19 protein-coding genes, 1 pseudogene and 1 riboswitch are annotated in these 21584 nt (G+C 75.2%); of the genes and pseudogenes, 16 read left to right on the forward strand and 4 right to left on the reverse strand.

Annotated elements, in window-relative coordinates:
* Nucleotides 1-48: 48 nt before the first annotated feature.
* From metK to rpe, 7 genes are all read left to right on the forward strand, one after another.
* A complete protein-coding gene (metK, locus tag EIO00_RS14440) occupies nucleotides 49-1242 on the forward strand; it encodes a methionine adenosyltransferase (protein ID WP_140179183.1) in 1194 nt (397 codons plus the stop codon).
* Nucleotides 1243-1388: 146 nt separating this feature from the next.
* A complete protein-coding gene (locus EIO00_RS14445) occupies nucleotides 1389-3431 on the forward strand; it encodes a primosomal protein N' (RefSeq protein WP_140179236.1) in 2043 nt (680 codons plus the stop codon).
* A 16-nt stretch (nucleotides 3432-3447) separates the two neighbouring features.
* Entirely contained in the window at nucleotides 3448-5211 is a 1764-nt protein-coding gene (locus EIO00_RS14450; protein WP_140179185.1) for a hypothetical protein, read from the forward strand.
* Nucleotides 5212-5284: 73 nt separating this feature from the next.
* Complete coding sequence (gene def / locus EIO00_RS14455; RefSeq protein ID WP_140179187.1) at nucleotides 5285-5830, forward strand: peptide deformylase; 546 nt, start codon at nucleotides 5285-5287, stop codon at nucleotides 5828-5830.
* A gap of 56 nt (nucleotides 5831-5886) precedes the next feature.
* A complete protein-coding gene (gene fmt / locus EIO00_RS14460; RefSeq protein WP_140179189.1) occupies nucleotides 5887-6813 on the forward strand; it encodes a methionyl-tRNA formyltransferase in 927 nt (308 codons plus the stop codon).
* Entirely contained in the window at nucleotides 6813-8222 is a 1410-nt protein-coding gene (locus EIO00_RS14465; RefSeq protein WP_140179191.1) for an RsmB/NOP family class I SAM-dependent RNA methyltransferase, read from the forward strand. The genes fmt and EIO00_RS14465 overlap by 1 nt, the downstream gene beginning before the upstream one ends.
* Before the next feature lie 210 nt (nucleotides 8223-8432).
* Complete coding sequence (gene rpe / locus EIO00_RS14470; protein ID WP_140179193.1) at nucleotides 8433-9110, forward strand: ribulose-phosphate 3-epimerase; 678 nt, start codon at nucleotides 8433-8435, stop codon at nucleotides 9108-9110.
* Between the two features lie 48 nt (nucleotides 9111-9158).
* Here rpe and EIO00_RS14475 read toward each other — a convergent pair whose 3' ends face one another.
* Nucleotides 9159-9566: a DoxX family protein gene (locus tag EIO00_RS14475; protein ID WP_140179195.1), complete on the reverse strand. Its 408-nt coding sequence runs from the start codon at nucleotides 9564-9566 to the stop codon at nucleotides 9159-9161.
* Between the two features lie 159 nt (nucleotides 9567-9725).
* Nucleotides 9726-9856, forward strand: a riboswitch (FMN riboswitch).
* Nucleotides 9857-10143: 287 nt separating this feature from the next.
* On the opposite strand from EIO00_RS14475, the gene EIO00_RS14480 reads away from it, so the two are divergent.
* The 7 genes and pseudogenes from EIO00_RS14480 (at nucleotide 10144) to EIO00_RS25810 (ending at nucleotide 15298) form a co-directional block, all read left to right on the forward strand.
* Nucleotides 10144-10749 carry a riboflavin synthase gene (locus EIO00_RS14480; protein ID WP_140179197.1) on the forward strand — a complete coding sequence of 202 codons (606 nt, stop codon included), beginning with the start codon at nucleotides 10144-10146 and terminating at the stop codon, nucleotides 10747-10749.
* A 106-nt stretch (nucleotides 10750-10855) separates the two neighbouring features.
* A pseudogene (locus EIO00_RS14485) lies at nucleotides 10856-11452 on the forward strand (nicotinamide mononucleotide transporter family protein); the annotation flags it as partial.
* 218 nt (nucleotides 11453-11670) lie between these two features.
* Nucleotides 11671-12891, forward strand: a complete 1221-nt coding sequence (locus EIO00_RS14490) for a bifunctional 3,4-dihydroxy-2-butanone-4-phosphate synthase/GTP cyclohydrolase II (protein ID WP_140179238.1) — start codon at nucleotides 11671-11673, stop codon at nucleotides 12889-12891.
* A 34-nt stretch (nucleotides 12892-12925) separates the two neighbouring features.
* Nucleotides 12926-13438 carry a 6,7-dimethyl-8-ribityllumazine synthase gene (gene ribH, locus EIO00_RS14495; RefSeq protein ID WP_140179199.1) on the forward strand — a complete coding sequence of 171 codons (513 nt, stop codon included), beginning with the start codon at nucleotides 12926-12928 and terminating at the stop codon, nucleotides 13436-13438.
* Nucleotides 13439-13485: 47 nt separating this feature from the next.
* On the forward strand, nucleotides 13486-14361 hold the full coding sequence (gene hisG / locus EIO00_RS14500; protein WP_140179202.1) for an ATP phosphoribosyltransferase: 876 nt from the start codon (nucleotides 13486-13488) through the stop codon (nucleotides 14359-14361).
* Nucleotides 14354-14803 carry a PH domain-containing protein gene (locus EIO00_RS14505; protein WP_241661353.1) on the forward strand — a complete coding sequence of 150 codons (450 nt, stop codon included), beginning with the start codon at nucleotides 14354-14356 and terminating at the stop codon, nucleotides 14801-14803. Before hisG ends, EIO00_RS14505 begins: the two co-directional genes overlap by 8 nt.
* Nucleotides 14804-15091: 288 nt before the next feature.
* Nucleotides 15092-15298, forward strand: a complete 207-nt coding sequence (locus EIO00_RS25810; RefSeq protein ID WP_338325930.1) for a hypothetical protein — start codon at nucleotides 15092-15094, stop codon at nucleotides 15296-15298.
* A gap of 19 nt (nucleotides 15299-15317) precedes the next feature.
* Here the strand turns inward: EIO00_RS25810 and EIO00_RS14515 are convergent, their stop codons facing one another.
* From EIO00_RS14515 to EIO00_RS14525, 3 genes are all read right to left on the reverse strand, one after another.
* Nucleotides 15318-15755, reverse strand: a complete 438-nt coding sequence (locus EIO00_RS14515; protein WP_140179204.1) for a hypothetical protein — start codon at nucleotides 15753-15755, stop codon at nucleotides 15318-15320.
* Nucleotides 15752-18313, reverse strand: a complete 2562-nt coding sequence (locus tag EIO00_RS14520; protein WP_140179206.1) for a multicopper oxidase domain-containing protein — start codon at nucleotides 18311-18313, stop codon at nucleotides 15752-15754. The genes EIO00_RS14515 and EIO00_RS14520 overlap by 4 nt, the downstream gene beginning before the upstream one ends.
* Before the next feature lie 217 nt (nucleotides 18314-18530).
* Nucleotides 18531-19217, reverse strand: a complete 687-nt coding sequence (locus EIO00_RS14525; RefSeq protein ID WP_140179208.1) for a helix-turn-helix transcriptional regulator — start codon at nucleotides 19215-19217, stop codon at nucleotides 18531-18533.
* 75 nt (nucleotides 19218-19292) lie between these two features.
* On the opposite strand from EIO00_RS14525, the gene EIO00_RS14530 reads away from it, so the two are divergent.
* Both EIO00_RS14530 and EIO00_RS14535 read left to right on the forward strand, forming a co-directional pair.
* Nucleotides 19293-20120 (forward strand): DUF2249 domain-containing protein, encoded by an 828-nt coding sequence (locus EIO00_RS14530; RefSeq protein ID WP_161602723.1) that lies wholly within the window; start codon nucleotides 19293-19295, stop codon nucleotides 20118-20120.
* Between the two features lie 91 nt (nucleotides 20121-20211).
* Nucleotides 20212-21570 carry an amidase gene (locus EIO00_RS14535; protein ID WP_140179212.1) on the forward strand — a complete coding sequence of 453 codons (1359 nt, stop codon included), beginning with the start codon at nucleotides 20212-20214 and terminating at the stop codon, nucleotides 21568-21570.
* Nucleotides 21571-21584: the final 14 nt, after the last annotated feature.

The raw sequence follows: 21584 nt of genomic DNA on the forward strand, positions 1-21584 counted from the left end.
TCCGTCCTGCGACGTCAGTCAGCAGCCGCTGCAAGGAGTTCACGTAACGTGTCTCGCCGCCTGTTCACCTCCGAGTCCGTCACCGAGGGGCACCCTGACAAGATCGCTGACCAGATCAGCGACGCGATCCTGGACGCGATGCTCAAGGACGACCCCAAGAGCCGGGTCGCCGTGGAGACCTTGATCACCACCGGCCAGGTACATGTCGCCGGTGAGGTGACCACCGAGACCTACGTGGACATCCCCGGGGTCATCCGCGAGAAGATCCTGGAGATCGGCTACGACTCCTCCAAGAAGGGCTTCGACGGCCACTCGTGCGGGGTGTCGGTGTCCATCGGATCCCAGTCGCCCGACATCGCCCAGGGCGTCGACGACGCCTACGAGGCCCGCGAGGGCGAGGCCACCGACGAGCTGGACCGGCAGGGCGCCGGCGACCAGGGCCTGATGTTCGGCTACGCCACCAACGAGACCCCGGAGCTGATGCCGCTGCCGATCACCATCGCGCACCGGCTGGCCCGGCGGCTGACCCAGGTCCGCAAGGACGGCACCATCCCCTACCTGCGGCCCGACGGCAAGACCCAGGTCACCATCGAGTACGACGGCGACCGCGCCGTCCGCCTGGACACCGTGGTGGTCTCCAGCCAGCACGCTCCCGACATCGACCTGAAGGAGCTGCTCACCCCCGACATCAAGGAGCACGTGGTCGACCCGGTGCTGGCCGACTTCGACCTGGAGACCGACGGCTACCGGCTGCTGGTCAACCCGACCGGGCGCTTTGAGATCGGCGGCCCGATGGGCGACGCCGGCCTGACCGGCCGCAAGATCATCGTCGACACCTACGGCGGCATGGCCCGGCACGGCGGCGGCGCCTTCTCCGGCAAGGACCCCTCCAAGGTCGACCGCTCCGCCGCCTACGCGATGCGCTGGGTGGCCAAGAACATCGTGGCCGCCGAGCTGGCCGACCGCGCCGAGGTCCAGGTGGCCTACGCGATCGGCAAGGCCAAGCCGGTGGGCGTGTTCGTGGAGACCTTCGGTACCGAGAAGGTCCCGGTCGGCAAGATCCAGGAGGCCGTGCTGGAGGTCTTCGACCTGCGTCCGGCCGCCATCGTGCGCGACCTGGACCTGCTGCGGCCGATCTACACCCAGACCGCCGCCTACGGCCACTTCGGCCGTCAGGAGCCGGACTTCTCCTGGGAGCGCACCGACCGCGTCGACGCGCTGCGCACCGCCGCCGGCCTGTGACCGCCCCGCCGGCCCGCCGGCGCTCCGCTGACCCTCCCGCCCGCCGCCGACGCGCGCTGCGCGTCGGCGGCGGGCGGACCGCTGTCCGCGCCATCTGGTAGGACGGGACCGTGACGAACGGCGGCGTGGTGGAACCGATCTTCGGGATGGAGCAGCTCCCCCGGGCCGCGCCCGATGAGGCTCCGCGCCGCGGGACCGCCGCCGGGAAGGCGCGGCGGCCCGCCGAGACCCTGCCGGTGGCGCGGGTCGCGGTGGACGTCCCGCTGTCGCATCTGGATCGGCCGTTCGACTACCTGGTGCCGGCCGAGCTGGACGCCGCGGCGGTCCCCGGCTGCCGGGTGCGGGTGCGGTTCGCCGGGCAGCTGGTGGACGGCTTCCTGCTGGACCGCGTGGCCGACAGCGACCACGAGGGGCGGCTGTCGTTCCTGGAACGGGTCGTCTCGCCCGAGCCGGTGCTCACCCCCGAGATCGCCGCGCTGAGCCGGGAGATCGCCGACCGGTACGCCGGGACCCTCGCGGACGTGCTGCGGCTGGCCGTCCCGCCCCGCCACGCCCGGGCCGAGGCCGAGCCGTCGCCCGAGCCGCCGCCGCGGCGGCCCGACCCGCCCGCCCCCGGCCCCTGGGCGCACTACCCGGCCGGGCCGTCGTTCCTCGCCGCGCTGACCGCCCGGCGCGCCCCCCGCGCCGTGTGGACCGCGCTGCCTGGCCCGCACTGGCCCGAGGCCATCGCCCGCGCCGTGCAGGCGACCCTGGCGGGCGGGCGGGGGGCGCTCGTGGTGCTCGCCGACGGTCGCCAGGTCGCCCGCGTCGACGCCGCACTGACCGAGGCCTTGGAGGGGGGCGCCTGGCACGTCGCCCTGACCGCCGAGTCCGGGCCGGCCGAACGCTACCGCCGGTGGCTCGCCGTGCTGCGCGGCCGGGCCCGGGCGGTGGTCGGCACCCGCGCCGCGGCGTTCGCCCCCGTGCGGGACCTGGGCCTGGTCGTGCTGTGGGACGACGGCGCCGACGTGCACGCCGAGCCGCACGCCCCCTATCCGCACCCCCGCGAGGTGCTGGCGCTGCGCGCCCACCGCGCGGGGGCCGGGGCGCTGATCGGCGGATTCGCCCGCACCGCCGAGGCCACCGTGCTCGTGGAGACCGGTTGGGCGCACGCCCTGGTCGCCGAACGGCAGCGGATCCGCACCATGATGCCCAGGGTGCGGCCCGCCGGGGAGGACGAGGAGCTGGCCAGGGACGAGGCGGCCCGCACCGCGCGGCTGCCGATGCTGGCGCTGCGCACCGCCCGACGGGCGCTGCGCGAGGGGCCGGTGCTGGTGCAGGTGCCCCGTCGCGGCTACCTGCCGGGACTGCGCTGCGGCCGCTGCCGCGAGCCGGCCCGCTGCCCCGACTGCCGGGGGCCGCTGGCGCTGCGGTCCTCGCACGCCGCCCCCGGCTGCCGGTGGTGCGGGCGGATCGCGGGCGGCTGGCGGTGTCCCGAATGCGGCGACGGGCGGGTGCGGGCCGCGGTGGTCGGGGCCCGGCGCACCGCCGAGGAGCTGGGCCGCGCGTTCCCGGGGGTGCCGGTGCGGACCTCCGGCCGCGACGGCGTGCTGGACCGGGTGGACGCCGCGCCCGCCCTGGTGGTGTCCACCCCGGGGGCCGAGCCGGTCGCCGACGGGGGCTATGCGGCGGCGCTGCTGCTGGACGGCTGGGCGCTGCTGGGACGGGCCGATCTGCGCGCCGCCGAGGAGACGCTGCGCCGCTGGATGAACGCGGCCGCGCTGGTCCGCCCGGCCGGGCCGGTGATCGTGCTGGCCGACGGGTCGCTGCCGCCGGTGCAGGCGCTGATCCGCTGGGACCCGGTCACGCTGGCCGAACGGGAGCTGGCCGACCGGCGCGAGCTGGGGTTCCCTCCGGCCGTGCGGATGGCGTCGCTGACCGGGACCCCGGCGGCGATCCGCGAGCTGCTGACCGAGGCCCGGCTGCCCCCGCAGGCGCAGGTGCTCGGACCCGTCCCGGTCCCCGAACCGCCCGGTCCCCGGTCCGGCGGCGGGGACGGCGGGGCGGAGCGGCAGCGCGCGCTGATCCGGGTGCCGAGGTCCGCCGCGGCCGCCCTGGCCCGCGCCCTGAAGGAGGCGCAGGGGGTGCGCAGCGCCCGCCGGGCGGCCGATCCGGTGCGTGTGCAGATCGACCCCTTGGAGCTCATCTGAGCGCTAGGGTTTCCGGGTGGCTGACGACTGGGTGGACGACATCACCGAGGACCTGGACCGCTGGGCCGACAAGGCCGCCGGCGACGTCGACGTGCACGGGATCCGGCTGCTGCTGGACCTGGCCCGACGGGAACCCGGTCTGGACGGGCCGGGCGATCTCACCCCGGAGCGGCTGCGCCGGCTGATGCTGCAGACCTTCCCCGAGCAGGTCGTCGCCGAGGTCGCCGACGTCCCGTCGATCCTGGACACCGCCCGGGCGATGGTGGACTTCCTGGCCGACGCCGGGCGGCTGGCCGCCGACGCCGAGGCGCTGCGCCGGGAGCTGACCGCGCTGGAGCCGCGGCTGACCGAGGCGATCGCGAGGATCGACGAGGCCGAACGGGAGGTCGCCGGCGAGGTGGTGCGCGGCATGATGCTCGCCGACGGGGTCGACCTCGACGACGAGCGGGCGGTGCAGGCCTGGCTGGAGGACTTCGAACGGCTCGGCGAGGAGGAGCGGATCGACCGGGCCACCGCCTACCTGCGGCAGGTCGAGGAGATGACGCTGCCGGCGGCGCCGCTGGCGCCGCGGCCCGAGCTGGCCGCCGCCGCCCGCGCCTCCGGCCTCCTGCGCCGGGTGAGCGCGCTGGCCGAGTGGGCCGCCCGACGGGCCGTCACCGAGCACGGCGAGCCGCTCCGCGAGGACCTTCCGGCCGCCGCCGAGGCCGCCGGCCTGCCCGCGTCGGCCGCCGGCGGCCTCGCCGACCTGCCCGACCTGGAGCGCCTGTGGCGGGCGGCGGTGGAGGCCGGCGCGCTCCTCGTCGAGGACGGCCGGGCCGAGCCCGGGCCGCTGCTGGCCGACCTGCGGGACGGCGACGACGAGGCGGTGCTGGCCGCCTGGCTGCGGCTGTTCGACGAGGCCGTCACCGGCGGGGGCGGCGCGATCGACGACGGCGACACGGCGCGGCTGGTGCGCGCCGAGCTCACCGGGGTGCTGATCCACCTGTACGAGCAGGAGGAGCCCGCCACCCGCGAGGGCCTGGCCGCGGCGCTGGCCGGCCACCTGCTGGACACCCAGTTGGACCACGGGCACGCCCCGGCGCCCGCCGAGGTCGCCGAGCTGCTCGACCGGGAGCTGGCGGAGCTGGAGTCCTGGGGCGTGGTCGAGCCCTCCGGAGAGGGCCTGGAGCTGGCCCCGCTCGGCGTGTGGGGGGTGCGGGAGCTGCTGCGCGCGGAGGGCTTCACCGCCCCGGTGGTGGGGGAGCTGGTCGACCGTCCGGCCGCCGAGCTGATCGCCGGACTGGCCTGGCACCGCGAACGGACCGTCGGGCAGGAGATCGCCGGCTGGCTGGCGGCCAGGTCCGCCGAGCAGGCCGCCGCCGACCTGATCGAGGTGATGCGGACCGGCGGCCCGGGCGCCCGCAGCGTGGCCGCCGAGGTGCTCGGCGAGGTCGGCCCGGACGCCGCGGCGGTGGTGCGGGCCGCGCTGGAGGACCCGGCGACCGGCCCGTACGCCCGGCTGTGGCTGCACGAGCACGGCGACGCCGAGGTCGGGCCGCGGCGCGCCGATCTGGCCTGGATGCTGGTCGACACGGTGGCGGCGATGCTGGAGACGGCCGACCCGGCCGAGGCGGTCGCCGCCGCGCTGGCCGAGCTGCCCGACGACGTCGGACTGGACCTGCTCATCGCGGACATGGGCGGGCTGGGGCATCCGCAGGCCGACGCGGTGCTGGAGGCCTTGGCGGCGCACCTCCCCGACCCGGGGGCGGCCGCGGCGGCCCGGGCGGCGCGCACGGGATGACGCGGAATGAAGGGGGAGGAAGTCTCCCTAGACTTAGACGACCGCCTTATCCCAGCCCTGACAGGAGCCATCGTTGGCCGTCAAACCCATTCGCCTGTTCGGCGATCCGGTGCTGCGCACGCCCGCCGCGCCGGTCACCGACTTCGACAAGGAACTGCGCACCCTGGTCAAGGACCTCACCGACACGATGATCGACGCGCCGGGGGTCGGCCTGGCCGCGCCGCAGATCGGGGTGAGCCTGCGGGTGTTCACCTACTACGTCGACGACCGGCTCGGTCATGTGGTCAACCCCACCCTCGACCTGTCCGACGAGCAGCAGGAGGGCGAGGAGGGCTGCCTGTCCCTGCCCGGCCTGAGCTTCCCCACCAAGCGGGCGTGGCGGGCGGTGGCCAAGGGGTTCAACATGTACGGGGAGCCGATCGTGCTGGAGGGCACCGATCTGCTGGCCCGCTGCGTGCAGCACGAGACCGACCATCTGGACGGCATCTTGTTCATCGACCGGATGGACCCCGAGCAGCGCAAGGCGGCGATGAAGATGATCAGGGAGGCCGAGTGGTTCGGCGAGCCGGCCCCTGTGATCAAGGACTCGCCGCACCGCACCTTCGGCAAGGCCCTGTAGACGCGGGGCCGGGGCGAGAGGGACGCGGACGGCCCGCTGAGGGAGGCAAGGAGTCGATGAAGCTGGTCTTCGCCGGAACGCCGGAGACGGCGGTGCCCGCCTTGGAGGCGCTGCTGGAGTCCAGGCACGAGGTGGCCGCGGTGGTCACCCGGCCCGACGCGCCCGCCGGGCGGGGGCGGCGCCTGACCGCCAGCCCGGTGGCGCGGCGCGCGGCCGAGGCGGGCGTCGAGGTGCTCAAGCCGGCCAAGGCCGGGGACCCGGACTTCCTGGACCGGCTGCGCCGGATCGCCCCGGACTGCTGCCCGGTCGTCGCCTACGGGGCGCTGCTGCCCCGCGCCGCGCTGGACGTCCCCCGGCACGGCTGGGTCAATCTGCACTTCTCCCTGCTGCCGGCCTGGCGCGGCGCCGCCCCGGTGCAGCACGCCATCCTGCACGGCGACGAGATCACCGGGGCCTGCACGTTCCAGATCGAGGAGGACCTGGACACCGGCCCGGTGTACGGGGTGCTGACCGAGCCGATCCGGCCCGACGACACCGCCGGCACGCTGCTGGACCGGCTGGCCCGCGCGGGCGCCCGGCTGCTGGTCGACACCATGGACGGCATCGAGCAGGGGGTGCTGGAGCCCCGCCCGCAGCCGGCCGAGGGCGTCTCCTACGCCGCCAAGATCACCAGCGCCGACGCCCGTGTCGACTGGACCGCCCCCGCCATGCGCGTGGACCGGCTGATCCGCGCCTGCACGCCGGCCCCCGGGGCGTGGACCACGTTCCGCGGCGAACGGCTCAAGCTCGGCCCCGTCCGGCTCGCCGCGGACGGCGGCGACCTGCCCCCCGGCGGGATCAGGGCCACCAAGCGGGAGGTGCTGGTCGGCACCGCCACCCATCCGGTCGCGCTCGGCGAGGTGCAGCCGCAGGGCAAACGCCGGATGCCCGCCGCCGACTGGATGCGCGGCATCACCCTGACCGACGAGGACATGCTGATCTGATGGCACGTCGCACAGCCCGGGATCACCGGGACCGCAACCGGCGCCCCGGAGGGCCGCGCCGCCCCGAGGACCTGGTGCGGCGCACCGCGTACGAGGTGGTGCGGGCGGTGCAGACCCGGGACGCCTACGCCAACCTGCTGCTGCCCGGCCGGCTCCGCGCCCGCGGCCTGACCGGCCGGGACGCCGCGCTGGCCACCGAGCTGACCTACGGGACGCTGCGCGGGCGCGGCACCTACGACGCGATCCTGCAGGTGTGCAGCGACCGGCCGCTGCGCCGCATCGACGGGCCGCTGCTGGACGTGCTGCGGCTGGGCGTCCACCAGCTGCTGGGCACCCGGATCCCGCCGCACGCCGCCGTCGGCACCACCGTGGAGCTGGCCCGCTCGGTCGCCGGCCCGGGACAGGCCAGGTTCGCCAACGCGGTGCTGCGCAAGATCGCCACCCGTGATCTGGCGGCCTGGCTGGAGATCGTCGCGCCCGAGGACGACGAGGTCGGCCGGTTGTCGGTCACCTACAGCCATCCCCGCTGGATCGTCACCGCGCTGCGGGACGCGCTGGGCGCCGACCGGGCGGAGATCGAGTCGCTGCTGGCCGCCGACAACGAGCGGCCCCGCGTCACCCTGGTCGCCCGCCCGGGCCGCGCCGCCGTCGAGGAGCTGATCGCCGCCGGCGCCGCGCCCGCCCCGTACTCGCCGCTGGGCGCGGTCCTGCCGGAGGGCGATCCGGCGACGATCCCGGCGGTCCGCGAGGGGCGGGCCGCGGTCCAGGACGAGGCCAGCCAGCTGGTCGCGCTGGCGCTGGCGGACGCGCCGCTGGAGGGGCCCGACGGCCGCTGGCTGGACATGTGCGCCGGCCCCGGCGGCAAGGCGGGCCTGCTGGCGGCCCTGGCCGCTCGGCGCGACGCCCGGCTGCTGGCCTGCGACGTGCAGCCGCATCGGGCCGGGCTGGTGCACCGCGCGGTCGATGCGCGCGCCGGGGTCGTCGTGGCGGACGGCACGGCCCCCGCCTGGCGGCCGGGCTCGTTCGACCGGGTGCTGGTGGACGCGCCGTGCACCGGGCTGGGGGCGCTGCGCCGCCGTCCGGAGGCCCGCTGGCGGCGCGAGCCCTCCTCGCTGGCCGAGCTGGGGCCGCTGCAGCGCCGGCTGCTGACCTCGGCGCTGGAGGCGGTGCGGCCGGGGGGAGTGGTCGCGTACGTGACCTGCTCGCCGCACCTGGCCGAGACCCGCGTGGTGGTCGACGACGTCCTCGCCGACCGCGCCGACGCGGAACGGCTGGACTCCCCGGGGGTTCTCCGCCGCGTCGCGGCGGGGGGCCTGGACGGGCTGGGCGACGGCCCGTACGCGCAGTTCTGGCCGCATCGGCACGGCACCGACGCGATGTTCCTGGCATTGCTGCGCCGGACCGCATGAGCCGCCCCGCCGGGGGCATGATCGGGTGACCGGCTCCGTGCGGGCGGCGCCGCTCCTCGGCGGCGCCGGGTTCTGCGCACCGCCGCCGGCGCCGGCGTTCCGGTGCGCGCCCCTCGCGGTGCCGTGGCCTCTCGCGCCGGAGCGGACCACCCGCCTCCTCACCCGACCGGGTGAACCCGCACCGAGCGGGGGTTCCTAGACTCGGACATCATGGCCGCAAAGATCTCGCCCAGCATCCTGTCCGCCGACTTCGCCCGTCTCGCCGAGGAGGTCGCGCTGATCTCCGACGTCGCCGACTGGGTGCACGTCGATGTGATGGACAACCACTTCGTGCCCAACCTCACCCTGGGGCTCCCGGTGGTGGAGGCGCTGCTCAAGCACAGCGCCCTGCCCCTGGACTGCCATCTGATGATCGAGGACCCCGACCGGTGGGCGCCCGCCTACGCCGAGGCCGGGGCGGGCAGCGTCACCATCCACGCCGAGGCGGCCAAGGCCCCGATCCGCACCCTGCGCGCCATCCGGGCCGCCGGGGCCCGCGCCGGGCTGGGCATCAACCCGGCAACGCCGGTGGAGCCGTATGAGGATCTGCTGGACGAGATCGACATGCTGCTGATCATGACGGTGGAGCCGGGCTTCGGCGGCCAGAAGTTCCTGGACGTGGTGCTGCCCAAGGTCCGCCGCGCCCGACAGATGATCGCCGGCCGGGACCTGCCGGTGTGGCTGCAGGTCGACGGCGGGGTCAGCGCCGAGACCATCGAACGCTGCGCGGAGGCCGGAGCGGACGTGTTCGTGGCGGGCAACGCCGTCTACGGCGCCGACGATCCCGCCGAGGCGGTCCGGAACCTGCGCGCCAGGGCGGAGGCCGCGAGCGCGGGCCGCACGGGCTGACCGGCGGCGCTCCGGCCGGGCCGCCGGTCCCGGATCGGCCGGAGCCGCTCAGAACAGCGGGCCGACCAGGTTCAACCCCGGATGCGGGTCGGCGGCGTACATGGCGAAGAGGGCCAGCGCGCCGCCGGCCAGTGACACGTCCTTGAGGAACTGGGTCTGCTCCTGCTGGCGGGCGCCCGGGTCCGTCGCCGTCCAGAAGTCGTGGAAGATGAACGCGGTCATCAGCAGGAACGGCACCAGCGCCAGCGCCGCCAGGTCCGGCCAGATCCCCAGGATCAGCATCACCGAGGCCACCAGGATGTAGACCCCCGACACCTGCACCGCCAGCCGGGGCTGCGGCAGCTTCTTGGCCTGGGCGTACCGGGCCATCGCGTCGGTGGCCGTCAGGTGGCCGACGGCCGAGCCGAGGAAGATGGCGGTGAAGAGGATTCGGCCGATCAGCGCGATCACGTCCATGACCACCTCCGGTCCGGGGGAACGATCGGACAGATACCCCCTCGGGAGATCGTCGAACGGCGCCCCCGGCGGACGGTCCCGCTCGAGGGACTCTCGCGGTGGGCAGACTCACATGCGGCACGGAATTTCCGACATGGCACACTGGTTTTGAGCCAGTGAACGCGTGCTCCGGGGTCGGTGAAAGTCCGAACCGGCGGTGACAGTCCGCGACCCGGCCGAAGCCATCGGCCGGTGGACCCGGTGGAACTCCGGGACCGACGGTGAAAGTCCGGATGGGAGGCAGCGCGCGAGGCGCCCCTGTGCGGGCGCGCCGTACCCGTACGTCACCCGTACGTTCCCCCGGAGCCAGGACCGTCTCGACGAGACGCGGGAGGCCCGGGGTGAGAGACCACCCGAGACCGACGCGAGCGGACGGCACGCCGCCGTCCGCCGTCGCCGCCCGCTCCTTGAGCGCGTCCCGCCGGCCGCCGCTTCGGAACGCTCGCGTCCGGACGGTTCCTCCCGGCGGCGTTCAGCACTGCCTCATGCCAGGCCCGGACCGTGCCAGGCCGGCACCTGCCCCCGAGAGGAGCGCGAGATGTTCACCGGCATAGTCGAGGAGCTCGGCGAGGTCGTCGCGATGGAGCCCCATGGGGACTCGATCCGGCTGACCGTGCGCGGGCCGCTGGTCACCGAGGACGCCGTGCACGGCGCGTCCATCGCGGTCAACGGCGTCTGCCTGACCGTGGTCGAGACGGCCGACGGCGCCTTCACCGCCGACGTGATGAAGGAGACCCTGGATCGATCCAGCCTCGGCGCGCTGGAGGTCGGCTCGAAGGTCAACCTGGAACGTCCCCTGCGGCTGTCCGACCGGCTCGGCGGCCACCTGGTGCAGGGCCACGTCGACGGGGTCGGCCGGATCCTGTCCCGCGAGGCGGGGGAGCGCTGGGAGACCGTCACCGTCTCCGTCCCCCCGAGGCTGAGCCGCTACATCGTCGAGAAGGGCTCGATCGCCGTCGACGGCGTCAGCCTCACCGTGGTCGAGGCCGGCGACGAGCACCTGTCGGTGTCGCTGATCCCCGCCACCCTGGAGCTGACCACCCTGGGGCGCAAGGTCCCCGGCGACCCGGTCAACCTGGAGGTCGACGTCGTCGCCAAGTACGTCGAGCGGCTCACCGCCGCCCGTCCGGGGACGGGCCGGTGAACGGGTCGAGGAGGCGCGGCATGGTCGGGCGGAACGCGCCGGGCGGACGGGGCGCGCGCCGCGCGGCCGCGCCGCACGGCCGCCCGCCGGTGGACGGGGGCCGGGCATGAGCTGGTGGGAGGCGGGTTTCACGGTCCTCGGGCAGAGGGTGCTGTGGACCGACCTGGCCGGCAACGCCGCCGCGCTCGGCACCGTGGCGCTGGCCATCCGCAAGACCATCTGGACCTGGCCGGTGCAGCTCACCGGCTCGGTGCTGCTGCTCGCGGCCTCGGTCAGCGCCGGGCTGGCGGGGAACGCGCTCAAGCAGGCGATGTTCGGCGCGCTGGCGGCGTGGGGCTGGTGGAAGTGGTCCCGGGGCCGGACCGGTGACGGCCTGCCGGTGCGCCCGGCCACCGGGCGGGAGCGGCTCGCCCTGCTCGGCGCGATGGCCGCCGGCACCGCGCTGGTCGCCGCGTTCTTCGCGGCCACCGGCTGGTCGTGGGCGCCGCTGCCGGACGCCTACATCTTCGTCGGCAGCGCCGTGGCCACCTACGCGCAGGGACGGGCGCTGACCGACTTCTGGCTGGTGTGGATCGCCGTCGACCTGGTCGGCGTGCCGTTGGCGTTCGCGTCCGGGCTGGTGGTGTCCGGCGCGGTGTACGGGGTGTTCCTGGTGATGGTGCTGGTCGGCTACCGCGACTGGCTGCGCCAGTACCGGGCCCGTCGGCGGGAGGGCCTCCGCTCCGCGGCGGATCCGACGCCGGCGGAGGAGGGCCCGCGGGGGCGCGGGGCCGCGACGACGGGGCGGACGCGGAGCACGAGACGGGGAGAGCCGGTGCCGCAGGGCGCGCCGTGGGCGCACGGGGAGCGGACATGACCGGCGAGGCATGGGACGGGACGCCCGTGGGCGATCAGGCAGACCTGGGAGATGAGGCGGACGGCATGGTGAACGACGGCATCTTCGACCCCATCGAGGACGCGCTGGCCGACCTGGCGGCGGGCAAGGCCGTCGTGGTGGTCGACGACGAGGACCGGGAGAACGAGGGCGACATCATCTTCGCCGCCGCCAAGGCCACCCCCGAGCTGCTGGCGTTCACCATCCGTCACACCAGCGGCGTGATCTGCGTGCCGATGCTCGGTGAGGACCTGGACCGGCTGCACATCCCGCTGATGACCGCGCAGAACGGCGACCGGATGCGCACCGCGTTCACCGTCAGCGTGGACGCCCGTGAGGGCGTCACCACCGGCATCTCCGCCGCCGACCGCGCGCACACCATCCGGCTGCTGTGCGACCCGGCCACCACGGCGCAGGACCTGGTGCGACCCGGCCACGTCTTCCCGCTGCGCTACCGCGAGGGCGGGGTGCTGGTCCGCCGCGGCCACACCGAGGCGGCCGTGGATCTGGCCCGGCTGGCCGGGCTGCCGCCCGCCGGGGTGCTGGCCGAGGTGGTCAACGACGACGGCACCATGGCCCGGCTGCCGGAGCTGCAGGTCTTCGCCAAGGAGCACGGCCTGAAGCTGATCTCCATCGAGCAGCTCGTGGAGTACCGCAAGCGCACCGAGTCGATGGTGCGCCGCGAGGTCGAGACCCGGCTGCCCAACCGGTACGGCCTCTGGCGCGCCATCGGGTTCTCCAGCGCCGTCGACGGCGGCGAGCACGTCGCCCTGGTCTACGGCGACCTGGGCGACGGCGAGGACCTGCTGGTGCGCATCCACTCCGAGTGCCTCACCGGGGACGTGCTGCACTCCGAGCGCTGCGACTGCGGCTTCCAGCTCGACGCCGCCATGGAGGCCATCGCCGCCGAGGGCCGCGGCGCGGTGCTGTACCTGCGCGGTCACGAGGGCCGCGGCATCGGGCTGCTGGCCAAGCTCAAGGCGTACGCGCTGCAGGACGCCGGGCACGACACCGTGGACGCCAACCTGGAGCTGGGGCTGCCCGCCGACGCCCGGGAGTACTCCAACGCCGCCCATATGCTGCTGGATCTGGGGGTGCGCTCGGTCCGGGTGCTGACCAACAACCCGGCCAAGCTCGCCGGGCTGGAGGGCTTCGGCCTGACGGTGCGCGGCCGGGTGCCGATGCCGGTCGTGGTCACCGAGCACAACCGTCGCTACCTGTCCGTCAAACGGGATCGGCTCGGCCACCGGATCGAGGACCTGGTGTGACCGCCCGTCCCCGTCCTTCGGAGGAGAACCGATCATGAGCGGCATCGGACGCCCTGAGCAGACCGTCGTGCACGCCGCCGGGGTGACCCTCGGCATCGCCTGCACCCGCTGGCACGCCCAGGTCACCGACCGGCTGCTGGAGCGGGCGGTGCTGGCGGCGGGGGAGTGCGGCGTCGAGGATCCGGTGGTGGTCCGGGTGGCCGGCGCGCTGGAGCTGCCGGTGATCGCCCAGCAGCTGGCCCGCGACCTGGACGCGGTGGTCTGCCTGGGGGCGGTCATTCGGGGCGAGACCGCGCATTTCGACTATGTCTGCGACTCCGTCACCGCGGGTTTGACCAGAGTTGCCCTTGACGAGGCCACACCGGTGGGCAACGGAGTCCTCACGTGTGACACCATTGAGCAGGCACTGGATCGCAGCGGACTGCCGGGCAGCCGCGAAGACAAGGGATGGGAGGCGACTGTGGCCGCTCTTGACACGGCTCTGACCCTGCGAGGTCTGCGGCACCACGGTCCCGCCGGGCATCTGTCGGAGCATCCGGGCTCCTAGACCGATCCCCGGACCGTCCACATCCCTTCGACCGAAAGGCCAAGACTGTGCTGTCCCTCGTTCTGCCCAAGGGGTCGCTGGAGAAGGCGACCATGGAGCTGTTCGACGCCGCGGACCTGACCGTCCGCCGCTCCTCGGACCGCGACTACCGTGCCTCCATCGACGACCCGCGCATCGACCGGGTGCGGGTGCTGCGCCCCCAGGAGATCCCCACCTACATCGAGCAGGGCCTGTTCGACCTGGGCATCACCGGTCGCGACTGGATCACCGAGACCGACTCCGACGTGGTCAGCCTCGGTGAGCTGAAGTACTCCAAGGCCACCTCCAACCCGGTGCGCGTGGTCATGGCGGTGCCCAACGACGCCCCCTGGCAGAAGGTCTCCGACCTGCCCGAGGGGGTGCGGATCTCCACCGAGTTCCCCTCCCTGACCCAGCGGTTCCTGGAGAAGCACGGCGTCAAGGCCACCGTCGTCCCCTCCTACGGCGCCACCGAGGCCAAGGTCCCCGACATCGTCGACGCGATCGTGGACCTCACCGAGACCGGGTCCTCGCTCCGCAAGAACGGCCTGCGCATCCTCGACACCCTGCTGACCAGCTACACCGAGCTGGTCGCCAACCGGGAGGCCTACGAGGACGAGGCCAAGCGCGCCGCCATGGAGGACATCGCCCTGCTCCTGCAGGGCGTCATCCGGGCCCGCGGCCAGGTCCTGCTCAAGCTGAACGTCGACGCCGCCGACCTGCAGAAGGTGCTGGACATCATGCCCGCCATGTCCTCGCCCACGGTCACCTCGCTGGCCGGCGGCGAGGCCCACGCGGTCGAGTCGGTGGTCGCCAAGCGCGGCGTCAACACCCTCATCCCCGCCCTCAAGGCGGCCGGCGCCCGCGACATCCTCGAGCTGCCGATCAGCAAGATCGTTGACTGAGCGTTCCGCCGAGACGCCGTCGATCCGGGTGTGGCGCCCGCGCCGCACCCGGATCGTCGCCTACACGATGGCGGGCGTGATCGTGCTCGGCATGATCGTGCTCGCCGTCGTGGTGGCCCCCCAGTTCACGCTCTTCGACCGGCTCCTGCTGGTGGTGCTCGGCCTGTTCGGGGGGTGGCTGCTGCACATGTTCGCGCGTTGCCGCGTCGAGGCCGACGAGCACGGCCTCACCGTCGTCAACGCCTTCCGCACCCGCCGCCTGGCCTGGGCCGAGGTCGTGCGCGTCACGATGGCCGAGGGCGACCCCTGGCCCACCCTCGACCTGTCCGACGGCACCTCTCTCGGCGCCATGGGCATCAACGGCGCGGAGAAGGCCCGCGCCGCCCGCCATCTCGCCGAGCTCCGCGCCCTCCTGGCCGAGCACGAACCCCCCGACCGCTGACCGGTGCGTGCCGGAGGAGGCCTTGCGGCGGGGAGAACGGCGGAGTTCCACGGCGTGACGCCGACGGCAGTGGGACAGTGGGTGGTACATGGTTCCGCGAACGACTGTCGGACTCCGTCGCAGAAAGTGATCTCATGGGTGCCGCCGCACTGTCGGGCTGGGTGATCCCGCCGCCGGGCGGTTTCACCGCCGATGACTTCCTTCGGACGGAGGGCCTGCCCCGCCACACGGAACTGATCGACGGGAGCCTCGCTTTCGAGAGCCCGCGAGAGAAGCGGCACAGCCGCGTTGTCAACCTGCTCGTGCACGAGGGCGGGCGTCCGGCATTTTCGGCGGGCGGAGAACGACGCCGGCGGGACCGCGGTCTACGTCTGCGAGCTGGATCCGGCGACCACGTGCTACGCGCTGGCCGGCATTCACCACGACCGGCTGGTGGTGTCCGTTCCCTACGACATCGACATCGATCTGACCCGGGTGGGGCGGCGCGGAGCCTAGAGGCGCCCGTTTCGGCCGGTCAGGTGGGAGGCAGGGCGGTGGCCAGCAGCACGATGCCGACGGACCCCACCAGCGAGGTGATCGCCATCGCCCGGGCGAAGGCGGGCCGGCCCCGCCCGTTGGCCCGTCCGTGCAGCGCGGCGGCGGCCATCACCGCGCAGAACAGCAGCAGCTTGGCGGCGAGGATGCGGCCGTAACCCGGCTGGGCGAGCGAGGAGGGGGTCACGCCCTTGTGCCAGGCGATCGCGACCCCGGTGGAGAGCTGCACGGGCAGGAACACCAGACCGGTGAACGCGCCGAAACGGCGGCCCACCTCGCGCAGCACCCGGCCCCGCTGTCGCGGGTCCAGCAGGCGGCGGGCCAGCGGCAGCACCACCAGGGAGACGGTGAGCTGGCCGCCGACCCACAGGGCCGCCGAGGTGACGTGCAGGAAGCGGACCACCGACCACCAGGTCATCGGCGCACCTCGAAGAACCCGTGAGCGCCCGCCTCGCCGTGCCGCATGTCGTGGTCGACGAAGGGGTAGCGCCCGGCCTCGGGGAAGACCGTCTCGACGAAGCCGCCCTGCGCGGCGGCCAGGTCGAGCGCCTGCGCGCCGCCCGGATCCCCGCGCCGCAGCAGGTAGGCGCCCTCCTTGTAGACCGTGTCGAACTGCGCCCCGACGATGTGGAAGGACGTCCCCGAGGAGGGGCCGGCCGCCACGACCCAGATCCGGACCCGCTCGCCGACCCGCGCGGTCAGCGGGGCGTGGTCGTATCCGGCGGCCATGCCGTTGAACATCCAGGCGTCGGGACGCCCCTCGCGCATCTTGGCGACCTGCCCGGCCTCACCCGGCCGCCCCAGGTACAGCTCGCCCTGGACCAGCAGGTACTCGCGGTCGGCCCGCGGCAGGTCGGGCGGGTCGATGATGACGGCCCCGTACATGCCGTTGGCGATGTGCTGCATCATCGGCGCCGTGGAGCAGTGGTACAGCCAGGCGCCCGCCCGCTCGGCCTTGAACCGGTAGGTCAGCCGTTCCCCCGGCTGGATGGTGCGCATGGGCCGGTCGGGGGCCAGCGAGCCGGCGTGGACGTCGATGCCGTGCCCCATCGCCGCGTCGTTGACGAAGGTGATGGTGAACACGTCGCCCACCTTGCCGCGCAGCACCGGCCCGGGCACCGTTCCGCCGAACGTCCACATGCGCTGCCGGACGCCGGGCGCCACCTGCAGCTCCGCCTCGGTGGCGCGGATCTGGAGACGGTGCTCGGCGCCGCCCGGCGCCGGCTCGAGCGCGGCGTCGGCCGGTCCCGTGCCGGGGAGCGGCGGCGCCGCCAGGTCGAGGGGCGCGGGGGACGCCGCCCCGGAGTGGGCCTCGGAATGAACGGCGCGCCCCGTGGCCGGGTCGGTCCCGGCGACCTTGATGGTCATGGTCATCCCGGCGGCCCGGTGCCCGGCGACGGTGCACCAGCCCTCGATCGAGCCGGTGAGCGGGGGCAGGCGCAGCGTGGCGGTCTGGCCGGCGCGCAGCAGAGGGGTGCGCTCGCCGGTCGCCAGGCGCAGGTCGTGACGCTGGGCGTCGGCGTTGGTCACCCGCAGCACCAGCCGGGTCCCGGGGGCGGCCTCGATCACCGACGGACGGATCCGCATGCCCGACAGCGTGACGTCCACCGTCTGCACGCCCCCTCCCGCCACCGACCGGGTCGCCGGGGCCGGATCGCCGCTCACCGCCACGGCCACCGCCAGCGCCGTGAGCAGCGCGCCGGTCAGCGCGCCCGCCGCCGGCGGGGAGAGCCGCAACCCGCGCGAGCGCGCCACGGCGAACGCCGCGACCGCCACGAAGGAGCCCAACGCCGCCAGCACCAGCGCCCAGGCGGCGTGCACCGCCCAGGCCGGGACGGGCAACGCCGTCAGCGGCACCGCGACGGTGGTGCCGGCCAGCCGGAGCGCCCAGCCCCGCTCCAGCAGCGCCGCGTTCCGCTTCAGCGCCGCCGGACCGCCGCCCAGCACGACCGGCAGCAGGAAGATTAGCGAACCGACCAGGACATGGCCCGCGAACCCCGCCGCCACCAGCGGCACCGTCGGCTCCAGGGCCCCGGCGACCTCGTCGACGGGACGGGTGGCCACCACGACCGAGGCCGCGGCCAGCGCGACGACGAACCAGGCCGTTCCGGCCGCCAGCGTCCACGAGGCCGCCGTGTGCGGGCGGCGTCGCCGCGCCGTCCGCAGGAACGGCGTCAGCGCCGTCAGCGCCGCCGCCGCGTACAGCAGCAGCCCGGCCGCGGCGATCCAGCGCGCTCCGCCCAGCAGCCCGCCCACCGCCAGGGCGAGGCCGGGCGCCGCCAGGCGCAGCGAACGGCGGGCCAGCGGGCCGGTCCCCTCGTCGATCCTGGTGCGCAGCACCGTGGGCCACAGCGTGAACAGCGTCCCCAGCACCGTCAGGCCCACCCAGCCGAACAGGTTGGCGTGCAGGTGGGCGGCCTCCAGCCGGGGATGCCAGGCCTGCGGCGCCCGTTCGGAGACCATCAGGCCGCCCAGCGTCCCCCCGACGACCAGGGCGGCGCCCGCGCACACGTACCAGTCCCGCACATGGGAGAACCGCCCGCCCAGCGCCCGGCGCGCCCCCACGGTCAGCCGTCCGCAGTGCCAGGCGACGACGAGGACCACGACGGCGGCGCCGGCGACCGCCAGCGGGGGGAGGCCGCCGACCGTCCCGCCCAGCACGGCCGCCGCCCCGGCGTTCAACGCGCCCAGCCGGGCCGGCGGCCACCAGCGGGGCGGCGACGGCAGCCGCAGCAGCGTGTTCGCGAAGTGCTCGCTCCAGGTCACGACGGCGTTGGTCACCGCCCCCAGCAGGAACAGGTGGATCAGCAGCCAGCGGGGCGCCGGCAGCGCCCCCCGCGCCAGGGCCGCCGCCACGGTCAGCGCCAGCCAGGCCAGCACCACGACGTTGGCCCGCAGATGCCAGGAGGCGGGCCGGCGCGGCGGCCGCGGGGGCCGCTGCACGGGCGGCCGGGGCCGCAGGTCGGCCGTGGTCATCGGGGTCTCCTTCCGGTGCGGGAGAGACGGGGACGGGAGAGGCCGGAGGCGAGGGCCGGCCCGCCCCGCGGTCCGGCTGCAAGGGACGCCGCGCCCGCCGGCGGCGGCCGGCGCGTCGCGACGCGGGGGCGGGAGGCCGCGTCGCCCGCCGGGGCGCTCACCCGGCCGCTCATCGCGTCGCCCGCCGTGCAGGTCGTCGTGCAGGTCATCGGGCCGGTCATCGTGCGTCGTCCGGCGGGCGCCGCAGCCGCGCCTCGCAGCGGCCCGGGGTCACGAACGGCAGCAGGGCGGCGACCTCGACGGGGGCGCCGAGCTCGGCCAGCGCGCCGCGCATGATGCCCAGGTGCATTCCGCACACCGCGTCGGGATGGCGTTCGGCCAGTTCCCGGAACGGGCAGTGGTGCAGGTCGATGCGGGCGCCGTCGGGGGAGAGACGGGGCTGGAAGCCGATCTCGGCCAGCAGGTCGACGATCTGGCGGACGCCGGCCTCGGCGTCGGTCTCGACGCCGGGGTCGCGGTGGACCAGCCGCCTGCCGTAGGAGCGCCCGGCGGCGGTCGCGGCGGCGCGCTCCTCGTCCTGCTCCACCAGGTAGGCGATCAGCGCCTCGGCCAGCAGCCGGTAGTTGCGCCGCTCTCCCTCGGCCCGCTTGCCGGTGACCGAGTACAGCAGACGGGGCCGGCCGGGCCGCTGCCGGTCCTCCGGTTCGCCGTGGACGTAGCCGTGCTCGGCCAGCTGGGCCAGGTGGCCGCGCACCGTGTTGGGGTGCAGGCCCACCTCGGCGGCGATCTCGGGCACCGACAAGGGCCGCCCCGCCCTGCGCAACGCCTCCAGGACGGCCACCCGGCTCATGTCCGCCAGGACCCGGTGGGCCCGCGGGTCGGGGGCGGCGGGATGCTCGCTCATGCCTTGAGTTTGTACGATGCTTGCTGTAAATACAACTTCGGCCGTGAAAAAGACGGGCCGAACCGGAGGAGCCCCATGACCACCGCACCGCACCCGCCCGAGGACCCGCCCGACGGCCGGCCCGGCGAGCCGCCCAACGATTACGCCCAGCAGGCCACCATGACGGCGATCCGCGACCACCACGCCCGGCTCGCCCGCACCGTGGCCGACCACGCCCTCACCGTCCGCCGCTCGATCGACCGGCTGGCGCCCTCCGCCGGCCCGCGGGCGGCCATGGTCGACTTCCTCTTCGCGGAGGTGATCCCGCACGCCCTGGCCGAGGAGCGGACCCTGTACGCCGCCGGCGCCGGGCTGCCCGGCACCCGCCTGCTGGTGGAGGCCATGACCGGGGAGCACGCCCGGCTGCGGGAGCTGGCCGGGGAACTGCGCGAGGCCCGCACCCCCGGAGAGGTCGTCGGCGCCGCCGCCGCGCTGGACGCCCTGTTCCAGGCGCACCTGGAGAAGGAGAACGACCTCCTGCTGCCCGCCCTGGTCGAGGGCGGGATCGCGCTGACCGGGCTGCTGGCCGGCATGCACGAGATCCTCGGCGAGGCCGCGCACACCGTCTCCGAGAGCCGCCCCTGCGCCTGCGACGATCACCGGGTTCCCGCCGCGGCGGGCGGACCGGAGGCGGCCGCGGCCGAGGAGGAGCTGGACGTCCGCGCCGTTCCGCACGCCCGGCGGCACGAGCGGATCTTCGCCGCCTTCCGCGCCCTCGCCCCCGGCGCGGCCCTCGTCCTCGTCAACGACCACGACCCCGCCCCGCTGCGCCACCAGTTCGCCGAGCGCTTCCCCGGCGAGTACACCTGGGAGTACCTGGAGGAAGGGCCGCAGGAGTGGCGGGTGCGCATCGGCCGCCCCTGACCGGCGCCGGGAGGCGACGGGGCCCGTCCCTCGTCGCGGCCGGAGCGGTCGCCGCGCCGGAGGCCGCTTGAAGCGACCGCGAGGACCGGACATGGTGACGGTCATGGACACCTGGATCGGCCGGAGCGTCGCGGAACTGCACGCGCTCTACCGCGGCGGAGAGGCCACGCCGTCCCAGATCGTCGAAGAGTGCCTGCGCCGCATCGAGGCGTCCGGGCCGCTCGGGGCCTACACGACGGTGCTCGCCGAGACGGCGCGGGCCGAGGCGGAGCGACTGGACCGGCGCATGGGCGAGGAGCCGATGGGGCCGCTGTTCGGCGTGCCCGTCGCGGTCAAGGAACTGATCGACGTGGCGGGCGCCGAGGTCGGCTACGGCAGCCGCGCCTTCGCCGGGCGGATCGCCTCCGCCGACGCCGAGGCCGTGCGGCGGCTGCGCGCGGCCGGGGCGATCGTGGTGGGCGTGACCCGCAGCCCCGAGTTCGGCTGGAGCCTGAGCGGGCGGGATGCCGCCTCGCTGACCCCCGTGGCCAACCCCTGGGACCCGGCCCGCGACCCCGGCGGTTCCAGCTCCGGGTCGGCGGTGGCCGTCGCCACCGGGACCGCCTGCCTGGCCCTGGGCACCGACACCGCCGGCTCGATCCGGATGCCCGCCGCCCTGTGCGGGGTGTGGGGGTTCAAACCCACCCGCGGCGCCGTCAGCGACCGCGGCGTCCGGCTGCTGTCGCGGTCGTTCGACCATGTGGGTCCGCTCGCCGGGACGCTCTCGGACCTGCGGGCGGCCCATGAGGCCCTCGGCGGCTGGCCCGTCTCCCCGCAGGACGCCCCGGACCCCGGAACCGTCGTCGTCGCCCCCGACGACGGGCTCCACCCGGACCACGCCGAGGCCCTCGCCGCGGCCGCCCGCCGTTTCGCGGAGCTCGGATGGCGGGTGCTCACCGAGGACGTCGCGCCGCCGGAGGACGTCGTCGACGGCTACATGACGATGCTGCTGCACGAGGGCGCCCGGCTGTACGCGGACGATCCGGGCTCCTCGGTGGAGCTGTGCACCGAGCCCGTACGGGACATGCTGAGGCTCGGCGACGGCGTCACCGACGACCTCTACCGGGACGCCCGACGCACCGTCGCCCGCTACCGGGCCGGACTGCTGGCCCGCCTGGACCTCGGCACGCTGCTGCTCGGCGCGGTCTGCCCCGGGCCGCCGCACCCCTCCCGCGCCGCCACCGTCGACACCGCCGACGGGCCCCGGCCGTTCGCACGGGCGGTCGTCCCCTGGACGCTGCCGCAGAGCATCGCCGGACTGCCCGCGGTGGCGGTGCCCGCGGGGCGGGACCGCGACGGCATGCCCATCGGGCTGCAGCTGTCGGGTGCGCCGGGCCGGGACGGGACGGTCCTGGCGGCGGCCGCCCTGATCGCCGAGCGGGACGCCGGGACGCCGCGGCGCCCGGCCTGACGGCCCCGCGCCGG

The sequence above is a fragment of the Thermomonospora catenispora genome (assembly GCF_006363815.1).
GTDB lineage: Bacteria > Actinomycetota > Actinomycetes > Streptosporangiales > Streptosporangiaceae > Thermomonospora > Thermomonospora catenispora.

Bases quoted from the DNA above. Each gene is read 5' to 3' on its own strand.
- EIO00_RS14445 (WP_140179236.1), top strand. From the start codon at position 1,389: ATGGAGCAGCTCCCCCGGGCCGCGCCCGATGAGGCTCCGCGCCGCGGG.
- fmt (WP_140179189.1), top strand. From the start codon at position 5,887: ATGAAGCTGGTCTTCGCCGGAACGCCGGAGACGGCGGTGCCCGCCTTG.
- EIO00_RS14465 (WP_140179191.1), top strand. From the start codon at position 6,813: ATGGCACGTCGCACAGCCCGGGATCACCGGGACCGCAACCGGCGCCCC.
- rpe (WP_140179193.1), top strand. From the start codon at position 8,433: ATGGCCGCAAAGATCTCGCCCAGCATCCTGTCCGCCGACTTCGCCCGT.
- EIO00_RS14475 (WP_140179195.1), bottom strand. From the start codon at position 9,566: ATGGACGTGATCGCGCTGATCGGCCGAATCCTCTTCACCGCCATCTTC.
- EIO00_RS14480 (WP_140179197.1), top strand. From the start codon at position 10,144: ATGTTCACCGGCATAGTCGAGGAGCTCGGCGAGGTCGTCGCGATGGAG.
- EIO00_RS14490 (WP_140179238.1), top strand. From the start codon at position 11,671: ATGGTGAACGACGGCATCTTCGACCCCATCGAGGACGCGCTGGCCGAC.
- ribH (WP_140179199.1), top strand. From the start codon at position 12,926: ATGAGCGGCATCGGACGCCCTGAGCAGACCGTCGTGCACGCCGCCGGG.
- EIO00_RS14515 (WP_140179204.1), bottom strand. From the start codon at position 15,755: ATGACCTGGTGGTCGGTGGTCCGCTTCCTGCACGTCACCTCGGCGGCC.
- EIO00_RS14520 (WP_140179206.1), bottom strand. From the start codon at position 18,313: ATGACCACGGCCGACCTGCGGCCCCGGCCGCCCGTGCAGCGGCCCCCG.
- EIO00_RS14525 (WP_140179208.1), bottom strand. From the start codon at position 19,217: ATGAGCGAGCATCCCGCCGCCCCCGACCCGCGGGCCCACCGGGTCCTG.
- EIO00_RS14530 (WP_161602723.1), top strand. From the start codon at position 19,293: ATGACCACCGCACCGCACCCGCCCGAGGACCCGCCCGACGGCCGGCCC.
- EIO00_RS14535 (WP_140179212.1), top strand. From the start codon at position 20,212: ATGGTGACGGTCATGGACACCTGGATCGGCCGGAGCGTCGCGGAACTG.